The 8,818-nt window shown below is 54.0% G+C and carries 8 protein-coding genes; 1 reads left to right on the forward strand and 7 read right to left on the reverse strand.

Annotated elements, in window-relative coordinates:
- The first annotated feature begins 208 nt into the window (after positions 1 to 208).
- Positions 209 to 1,102, forward strand: coding sequence for a LysR family transcriptional regulator (locus H5U02_12265; GenBank protein ID MBC7343191.1), 894 nt, complete (start codon positions 209 to 211; stop codon positions 1,100 to 1,102).
- 71 nt (positions 1,103 to 1,173) lie between these two features.
- Here H5U02_12265 and H5U02_12270 read toward each other — a convergent pair whose 3' ends face one another.
- The 7 genes from H5U02_12270 to H5U02_12300 all read right to left on the reverse strand — a co-directional run.
- The gene (locus tag H5U02_12270; GenBank protein ID MBC7343192.1) at positions 1,174 to 1,401 is read right to left on the reverse strand and encodes a sulfurtransferase TusA family protein; all 228 of its coding nucleotides are present in this window, start codon (positions 1,399 to 1,401) and stop codon (positions 1,174 to 1,176) included.
- Between the two features lie 17 nt (positions 1,402 to 1,418).
- On the reverse strand, positions 1,419 to 2,753 hold the full coding sequence (locus H5U02_12275; GenBank protein ID MBC7343193.1) for a helix-turn-helix domain-containing protein: 1,335 nt from the start codon (positions 2,751 to 2,753) through the stop codon (positions 1,419 to 1,421).
- Between the two features lie 212 nt (positions 2,754 to 2,965).
- Positions 2,966 to 3,577 carry a 4Fe-4S dicluster domain-containing protein gene (locus H5U02_12280; protein MBC7343194.1) on the reverse strand — a complete coding sequence of 204 codons (612 nt, stop codon included), beginning with the start codon at positions 3,575 to 3,577 and terminating at the stop codon, positions 2,966 to 2,968.
- 40 nt (positions 3,578 to 3,617) lie between these two features.
- On the reverse strand, positions 3,618 to 5,786 hold the full coding sequence (locus tag H5U02_12285) for a molybdopterin-dependent oxidoreductase (protein ID MBC7343195.1): 2,169 nt from the start codon (positions 5,784 to 5,786) through the stop codon (positions 3,618 to 3,620).
- Between the two features lie 291 nt (positions 5,787 to 6,077).
- Complete coding sequence (locus H5U02_12290; protein MBC7343196.1) at positions 6,078 to 6,950, reverse strand: dimethyl sulfoxide reductase anchor subunit; 873 nt, start codon at positions 6,948 to 6,950, stop codon at positions 6,078 to 6,080.
- A 14-nt stretch (positions 6,951 to 6,964) separates the two neighbouring features.
- On the reverse strand, positions 6,965 to 7,546 hold the full coding sequence (gene dmsB, locus H5U02_12295) for a dimethylsulfoxide reductase subunit B (protein ID MBC7343197.1): 582 nt from the start codon (positions 7,544 to 7,546) through the stop codon (positions 6,965 to 6,967).
- Positions 7,547 to 7,558: 12 nt separating this feature from the next.
- Positions 7,559 to 8,818 (reverse strand): molybdopterin-dependent oxidoreductase (locus tag H5U02_12300; GenBank protein ID MBC7343198.1); only part of this gene is annotated, 1,260 nt, incomplete at its 5' end.

Here is an 8,818-nt window from a genome sequence, read left to right on the forward strand (position 1 = left end):
CCCCTGTAATACCAATAAAGCTTAGCAGCCTCTGCTTTTCCACTCCTCCACTCCTCAGAAAAAACATATTATTTACCTTGCGCGGAGCCACCTAAAGGCCGGAGCCAAGTTGGCAGCCAGGAGCCCTTGGCAATCAGTCGCTGAAACTATTATAATAGAAAAAACCGCGGAGAGATTAGGTTTCCCACCGAGGGCAGGGGGTAGGGCAGTGAACCTCACCCAGATTGAGGCTTTCTGTATGGTAGCGCAGGTAAAGTCCATGTCGGAAGCTGCCCGCCAGCTTCACATTTCCCAGTCCTCCTTAAGCTATCAAATCCAGCTTCTAGAGACCGACCTGGGGGTGGAGCTTTTCACTCGTACTACTAAAGGCGTAGAGCTGACTGAGGCTGGGGAAATCGTCTACGAATACGGGCAGACTTTCCTTAAATTGCAGGAAAACTTGAAAGCGGATCTGGCTAGCTGGAAGCAAGGGCAGGAAAAGCTATTGGTGGGAGCTAGCAGCAACATCGGCAGTTATGCTCTGCCCTGTGCCATCTATAGCTTCAAGGAAAAGCACCCTCACGCCAACATCCGGCTGGTAGTGGGAAACCGCAAGGAAACCTTACAACGGCTCTCAGAGAAGAGCGTGGACATGTGCCTGGTGGAGGGGCCAATTGATGATCCCCAAATTTCCGCCTGCGGCTTGGCCGAAGATGAGCTACTCCTAATTGTCAACCCGGATTGGCAGGGCCCAGATACCATTACTTTAGAGCAGTTGCGGCAGCTACCGTTGATTTTGCGGGAAGAGGGATCGGGAACCAGGGATATCATTGAGAACGCTATCAAAGAAAAGGGGTTGACGCTAAAAGATTTCCACGTGGTCCTAGAACTCAACAGCAATGACGCCATTAAATCCGCCATCGAGGCTCGCCATGGGGTGTCTTTGTTATCTAAGCTAGCGGTGCGCAGCGAGCTGCACTCCGGCTCCTTAAAAGGAGTTAAGGTCGAGGACCTGCCTCTGCGCACCCAAATTTCGGTTTTACATTTTCGCAACCGCCCCCAAAGCGACTTGATGAAGAAATTTGCCCGCTTCATCCTTTCTAACCGCAAGGCTTTTTGCTAATCGCCCCCATTTGACCGGGTCAGAGGCAACCTGCCATTCCCATGGCTTAACCACCCCTAGCGGCGCTACCCTTAGCGGCGCTTCTCCACCACGATCTCCCAAATGCCCGCCTCCGGCTGGGTGACTTCCACCTTGTGGCCCAGCTTTCGCACCACATCTACCAGAGATCGGGTAGTGCAACTATGATCGCTGACCACGGTGAGAATGTCGCCCACCGCCAAGCTCTTTAACCTTACTTTGGTCTTCACAATGGGAATGGGGCACATTTCCCCACAAACATCGAGCTTAAAAGTGGCCACCAGGACTACGCCTCCAGTTAACGCTGCCGCCCCCGCCTAAGGCCCCTGAGCTTCAGGGCAACAAAAAGGTTGGTGCGCTGGGTCAGATCATCTAAACTAGCCCCCAGGATCTCTTCTATCTTTTTTAACCGGTAGCGAAGGGTATTTACGTGGATGAATAAGCTGGCGCTGGCTCGGGTGAGATCCCAGCCGCAACGGAAAGTTGCCTCCAGGCTGGAAACTAAGTTCAAATGATGCTCCTGGTCGTATTCCTCCAGGGGACCGAGAACTTCCTGGACGAAGTCCTCCAGGTTCTGAATGGGCACAGCGCTAAGGAAGCGAAAAAGGCCCAGCTCCTCAAAAGTAGTAATCTTAGCCCCTTCACCTAAAACCCGCCCAATCTCCAACGCAGTCTTGGCTTCCTGGTAGCTCTTATATAGTTCAGTCACGTCGGGATAAAAGAGCCCAATACCAGCGGAGAAGGTGTCATCCGGCCAATACCTGCCTATCTCCACCTGCAACCGCTTGAGAGCATTAATTAGCGCCCGCCTTACCGGCGTCTGTTGCATCTGCCGGCCGGTCGCGGCTGCAGACTTTACCGGCCAAAGTATGATAGCCTGGTTGCCCCTCTCCTCTACGATAACCTGAGTATCCCAGCGGGCGAGAAAGGTCCGAGCCCAGTCCAAAAAGCGTTCCCACCGCTGCCGCCCCTCAGGTCCCCCAGGCCCCTGGTCCAATTCGGCCACAGCTACGACGTAAGGGTGACTAAAGTCCCAGCCGAAGGTACGGCCCCGAGCTACCAATACTTCTCGAGAATCCAGGTTGTTGTAAACCAAATCCTGGATAAACTCGTTGCGATGCCGTTGTTCTACTTGCTGTAGAGAAAATTGCCGGGTGAGCTCCAGCAATAGAGCCAATGCTGCCTGGTGAAGTAGGGAGCGGCAAGTCTCCTCACATTTAGAGTCCAAATCCACTACTAGCAAGTAACCGTAAACCCGCTTTTGCGCCAGGGTGATCACTAGGCCAGGCTGGGGGCCAATCCCGAGATCGAGCTTAGTCCTTGCGATCAGGCCATCTTGGGCGCCAATTGGCGCCGACAGCTTCATTATTTCTGGCCATCGCCCAACCCCGTTACCTGGGTGGGCATAACTGTGGGCCACCAAGACTACCCCGCTGGCGTTGACTACCATGGCTGTAGCTTGCAAGTGCTGGGCCAGCGATTGTACCATGGGAGCGAGGCCTTTGCCTTCCACCAGGGCATCTAGAATCTCGATAAGACATCGCCGTTGCTCAGCCGGCAAGCGGGGATCTAGAGCTACCTCAAAATTAGCTATAAATGCGGAATTATCTATATTCCTTACGGCTGGCTCCAAGAGTTACTGGCCCCTCTCGTTTCCCCAGAGATCGGCAATAAATGTAGATGCCTAATACAAATTCAGCCGTTCTTTTTGTAGAATCCTACTAACAAGAAACCAAAATTTTGTACAAAAATACAAGCCGTTTACAAACCCGGCTTAAGACTCACTTCCAATTGACAATGTAATTCTCCAAACAAACTGAAACTCCTGCTATCACTTGCCAATTATCACCGGTTACTTTTTTCAGGCGGTGAACCCATTAGGTAGACCTCGGGGCCAGTGAGGTCGGGAAAGCGTACTGAGGGTCGGGTAAGCCGAGGATCAGGCAACGTAGGAATCCATTCCCAAAGAGTTGAAGCTGGAGCCCCGCCTAAATGTACTGTGCGGGCATCGGTGTCCGGAAACACATCGAGATCCAACACTAACAAAGCACTGTTGGGGCAAGCCTCCACACAGGCCGGCGCCTTGCCCTTAAGCAACCGCCCGATGCATAAGTCGCACTTGTCCACTTTCCCGTTCCGGGGATCAAACTGAGGGGCTCCGTAGGGGCAAGCCCGCACACAGGTACAGCACCCACTACAGTTACCAGGATCGTGAATCACCACTCCATCGCGGCGCTTGTGGTAGGTCTGGGTAGGACAAACCCGCATACATTCGGGGTTCTGGCAATGGTTGCAGGCCAGGGAAAGGTAAAAGGAGACTGGTAAGGCTGTATCTTCTACCAATGTCACCCGTCGAAACCGCTGGGATGGCGCTAATCCTTTCTCCTGTTTGCAGGCCATTTCGCAAGAGCGGCAGCCCGTGCACTTATTGATATCAATGAAGAAACCGAGTTGCATTGGACCGATCAGTGCCCTCCATCCGGACCCAATTGGCACCCTACCAGCACCGGGAAAGGTTCACCCAGCTATCGTGCAAGGCTAGCCCAGGTTGTCCGGTGCTCCGTCTTCCCATGTCGGTTGCTGCCGAGCTCACGACCTGATTTAATCCCAGTCCCGGGCGATTGGAGAGCCCAGCCACTGCTCCTGGACGGGGCTCATTTCCACCATTTGCCATCCACCCACCCCAGCCCTGGTAACATACCAGGACTCCAGGAGGAACCGCTTCCGTCACCTCTGCCACCAGCATTATTTCCCCTTGAGAGTTATAAACGCGTGCCCGGTCACCAGTTTTTAAGTTGCGAAGCTTGGCAGTTTCAGGGTGAATCCAAAGCCTACCCTGAAGTTCCAAGGCATTTAAGCTGGGCAAATCCCAGAACTGGGAGTTTATGGAAAGCTGGCTATGTGGAGTTAACAGCCGGAAGGGGTAGAGGGAAGCATGCCCGGCCTCGGCGCTATCAACATAAACCGGCAAGGGTGGAAATCCATCTGCCGCTGCCAACTCCGACCACAGGTGATACTTGCCATCAGGGGTAGCAAAGGTCCGGTCTTCCCAGGCGACTGCAGCTAGATTGAGCTTGCGCGGTCCCTCTAGGAGTTCCTGCAGCTGGCCTACGCCTAGCAGCGAAAACATTTTCCCCTCCAGCTCGTCCTCTAGCCATTCCTTTTCATCTCCTTCGGTAGGAAAAGAACAACAGCCGGGGCTAAGTTGATTGAGCTTAGCCGAAAGGGACCAAGCAATGGCTAAATCAGAGCGGCTTTCACCCACCGGGACAATAGCTGGCTGGCTAACCCCTATCCACCGGTGCCAGCAGCTAGCCACCACATCCCAATGTTCAAAGCAGGTGGTGGCCGGGAGTACTATATCTGACCACCTAGCGGTGGCAGTAAGGAACTGGTCCACAGTTACGACCAAGTCTATTTTGCTTAAAGCTTGAGCCAGGGCCCCAACGTTCCCATCTTGGGCCAAAGCGTTACGGCAGCTGAACCAAATCATTTTGACCGGTGGGCCACCATTGGCTAAGCTTGCTTGCTTCTCGAGGCGGTCCAATTCAGCGGCAAAGTCGTTAATATTGATCAACCGCGGTTTGAGGCTGCCGAAGGAAGAGGAGAGGGGTTGATAGGACATGATGCGCATATTGAATAGCCAAGCTTGTTGGTCAGGAAAGTAGGTGCCACCGCCGCGAACGCCGATATTACCGGTTAGAGCGGCTAAGGCATCAATGGCCCGAACGTTCTGGCCACCGTTTTTGTGCCGTTGCAGGCCCAGGCCGATCCAAATTGCTGCCGGGCGGCTAGCCGCATAAGCCAGGGCTAAATCGACAACGATTTCCGCCTTTACCCCGCTTTTGGCTTCTACCCATTCCCAATTCACCTGTTGCTCAAGGTAATCCTTGAACTCTGGCCAGCCGCGTACGCAGCTGACCAGAAAATCGTGGTCAACGGCATCGTGTTCCCATAGGGCTCGAGCCATGCCCAAGGCCAGGGCACCATCCCCACCTGGTCGCACCTGGATGTAAGCGTCCGACCAGCGAGCCGTGCCCGTGTAGATGGGGTCGATGGTAACCACACGGGCGCCATGAGACCGAGCCGCTTCCAAGTAGGCCATCTGGTGGATGGCGGTCCAGGCAGGATTGGTACCCCAGAGGATTATAAACTGGGCTTCGCTCATGATCTCAGGATCGGAATTGCAGTTGGCTCCAAAATCATAGACGCGAGCATCGAGGCCAGCCGACCAACAAGAAGTGCCGTTTACTAAGGTTACCGCCCCCAGGGATCGAAACATCCCTTCGGTAGCTAAGTGCAAAATTCCTAAGTCTCCAGACTGGCGGTTGAGGCAGACCGGCAAGAAGCTTCCGTACCGCTCCCTGAGCTCCAGCATCTTATCGGCAATCACCGTCAAGGCTTCATCCCAGCTTATCCGCTCCCAATTGCCTGAGCCCCGAGGCACTTGGCGCAAAGGATAGCGCAACCGCGACGGGCTGTAGACTAGCTCAGGGTAAGCATAGCCCTTGGCGCAGAGACGGCCTCGGGTATAGCCATGCTTGGGGTCACCTTCCACCTTTACCAAGACCCCGTTTTCCACCGTAGAGATCATGCCGCAGCTGCTAGGGCAGTTGCGGGGACAAACGTGGCGAAAATGCTGCGCTTTTGTTTCCCCGATGTTCATGGTAACCCTCTCCTCGCCGCCTCAAAGCGCGCCGGGGTGTTGGCGGGACATAGTTAGCTATCGCCTTCTTCTGGTACGATACAGATCAGCGCCAGGTCTTCTTCCACCAGTATTGACGAACTGGTGCTCAACTCTATACGGGACCAACCATCTAAATCATAACACTACTTTCCGGGCCTAGAACCCTACAAGTAAAAACCTGGGCCCGTAAATACCTCGAGTCCAGGTTTTAAAAGCAACCTAGCACCATCCATCAAGAAGGCCTATCCGCAGCCAAAAGGGCCAGCATGGTCAACCCAAAGTTATTTTCACTGCTGTAGCGTAGAACAGGTAGCGGCCCAGTACCTCGCCCACCAAAATGGCTAGGGCGGCACCGGATACCAAGCTAAAGGGTACCTTTCCTTCCGCCCCCCGCCTCCAAGCTACGGCCAAAGGCAGCGCTCCACCCAAGAGAGCCAGAGCCCACCTTACGATTAGAGCAATTCCATACCGGCCCGACAGCATAGCCGCGCTGGCCTGAGCGGCGGCATCCCCTCCAGCCAGCCTCGCCAGGTACCAGGGCAGGATCACCAGCTGGATCGACATGACACTCAAAGCTACTGCCACCAATATCTGCAAGTCTCCAGCCAAAGCATCGCCCCACGCCGGCTTTTTCCGGCCATAATAAAGCAAGGCGACAGCGGCTGCCGCTGACCCCAAGAAGAAAGCCGTACCTAGGAAAGTGGTATAGGTATTGACGCCCTTCCAGGCTGGCATCATGGCAGCAGAATAGATGGAAGCCATGGAGACTATGTCGGCCAACCCGCAGATAGCTGTCAGCCAATTAACCCCTTGCCTTATGGGCGGTTGGACCCGGCCTTCCAGAGCCCAGCCCAAGGCCCACAACACCACAAAGCCACAAGTGAAGAAGATCTCCCGGCTGAGCCAGGAGCTTCCCAAATTGAGAATAGAGTTGGGAGCCAACAGCGGCGTTCCCAAGTGGGCCAGCGAAGCCAACATGCCCACGATAGCCACCGGTCCCACCATTATCATGGTCTGCCGGTAAAGGGAATCCACCTCCGGCTTCCGGTTCAGACTGCGTAAGACCGTAAACAGAATGAAGGATCCGATGGCCGTTTGGGTTAAGATAGTAAATGTTATCAAAGCCCAGGCTTTTATTTCCATCAGTCAGTACCCCCTTACTTGATGGCATCCCGGTGGGGCGTCACTAAAAGTGATGGCCCCGTCAACTTGGGATCGGGAAGGCCCCTGATCAGGTCCACGCCGCCATATTTTTGTTTCAGCTCATCGATGGGCCCCCAATGCAAAGCCCGCATGGGGCAAGCTGATACGCATACCGGATCTTTGCCTTGCTCCAAGAGGTCAACACAAAAATTGCATTTGCCTACTTTCCCGGTGGCAGGATTGAACTGGGGCGCGTTGTAAGGACAGGACCAAACGCAGTACTGGCAGCCAATGCACCTATCCTGGTTAAGGAGCACCAGCCCATCCTTTTCCCGCTTGTACAAGGCACCGGTAGGGCAGTTCCTTACGCACGGTGGATCAGCACAGTGATTGCAAGACACAGGGATATAGTAAGCAAAAACATTGCTGCGGACGGTATTGCCTTCTTCAACATAGCCCCCACCGGCCATTTCCACTACGCGGCGCCAGAGCTGGCCTACCTCGAGATCATTTTTATCCTTGCAAGCGATTTGGCAAGTAAAACAGCCAATGCAACTAGCTTGGTCAATGTGGAAGCCTAGTTGTTTCTCTGGCATGGATCCCACCTCCTATGCCTTATGGATTTCAACCAAGTTGGTATGCTGGGGATTGCCCTTGGCCAACGGCGTCGGCCGCCAAGTAGTTATTACGTTGATGCACCCCCGGTGGTCAACCCCATTGGCGTCGGGCGAATACCATGCTCCTTGGGGAATGGCTACTACACCTGGCATGATTCGGGGAGTAACTTTAGCCGGCATGATAATGGTGCCCCGATCGTTAAAGACCTTCACCTGATCGCCGTTCTTGATCCCGCGGGCTTGGGCATCTTTGGGGTTAATCCATACCACTTGCGGTCCGGCTTCGTCCAGCCAAGCAATGTTATCAAAGGTAGAATGGGCCCGACGTTTATAGTGAAAGCCGATACACTGAAGCGGGTACTTTTCCCGGAGAGGATCCTCGGGACCCTCCCAAGCCGAAATGTACTTGGGTATAGCCGGAACTTCTTTGGGATTGCCGAAATCATAGAAGTCCTTGACGAAGATCTCAATCTTTCCCGAAGGCGTCTTCAAGGGATTCTTATCTGGGTCTTTAATGAAATCGGCATAGGCCACAACCGGTTTACGGTCAATCTTATAAATGCCAGTACGCTTGAACTCCTCAAAGTGAAAATTGGGGTCTAGCTTCTCCGCTTGCCGGCAGAGTTCTTCTACCCATTGCTCTTGGGTTTTACCCTCAGTAAACGCTTCTTTGAAGCCCAACCGCCCAGCTATATCGGCGCAAATATCGTAGAGGTTGCGGCACTCGTACATGGGCTCCACCACTTTATTCAGGTAGATGGCGTGACCGCCAAAGGTGTATATAGAAACGATGTCTTCTCGTTCGAAATGGGTGGTCTCCGGAAGTACAATGTCCGAGAATCTAGCACTGGGAGTCAAGAAATTATCGATGGTAACTATGAATTCGCACTTCTTGGTATCCCGTAACAGCTTAGCCGTCCGCCCGCAATCGGCATGCTGGTTGACCAGGGCGTTGCCAGCATAGTTCCAAATAAACTTGAGGTTGGTGGAAAGCTTATCTACTCCCTTTAGCCCGTCATGTTTAAAGTCGAATTCCACCCCTCTTTCAATGGCTTCGGTCCATTTGAAAGTGGGGATGGCCGCCTTGACCGGGTTCTGACCCGTGGGCAGGAAACCGATGGGGATTCCCGGCTCCGTGGGGATCAAGCCAGGACCGCCACCTGCGAGCCCAATATTGCCGGTCATCACTGCCAGGACCGGCAGAGCCCGGGGTGGCTGCTCCCCATAAGCCGAGCGCTGCCAACCAAAATA

This window comes from Clostridia bacterium (genome assembly GCA_014360065.1).
In the GTDB taxonomy this organism is placed as follows: Bacteria; Bacillota; DSM-521; order Neomoorellales; family JACIYF01; genus JACIYF01.

Bases quoted from the DNA above. Each gene is read 5' to 3' on its own strand.
- H5U02_12280 (MBC7343194.1), bottom strand. From the start codon at position 3,577: ATGCAACTCGGTTTCTTCATTGATATCAATAAGTGCACGGGCTGCCGC.
- H5U02_12285 (MBC7343195.1), bottom strand. From the start codon at position 5,786: ATGAACATCGGGGAAACAAAAGCGCAGCATTTTCGCCACGTTTGTCCC.
- H5U02_12290 (MBC7343196.1), bottom strand. From the start codon at position 6,950: ATGGAAATAAAAGCCTGGGCTTTGATAACATTTACTATCTTAACCCAA.
- dmsB (MBC7343197.1), bottom strand. From the start codon at position 7,546: ATGCCAGAGAAACAACTAGGCTTCCACATTGACCAAGCTAGTTGCATT.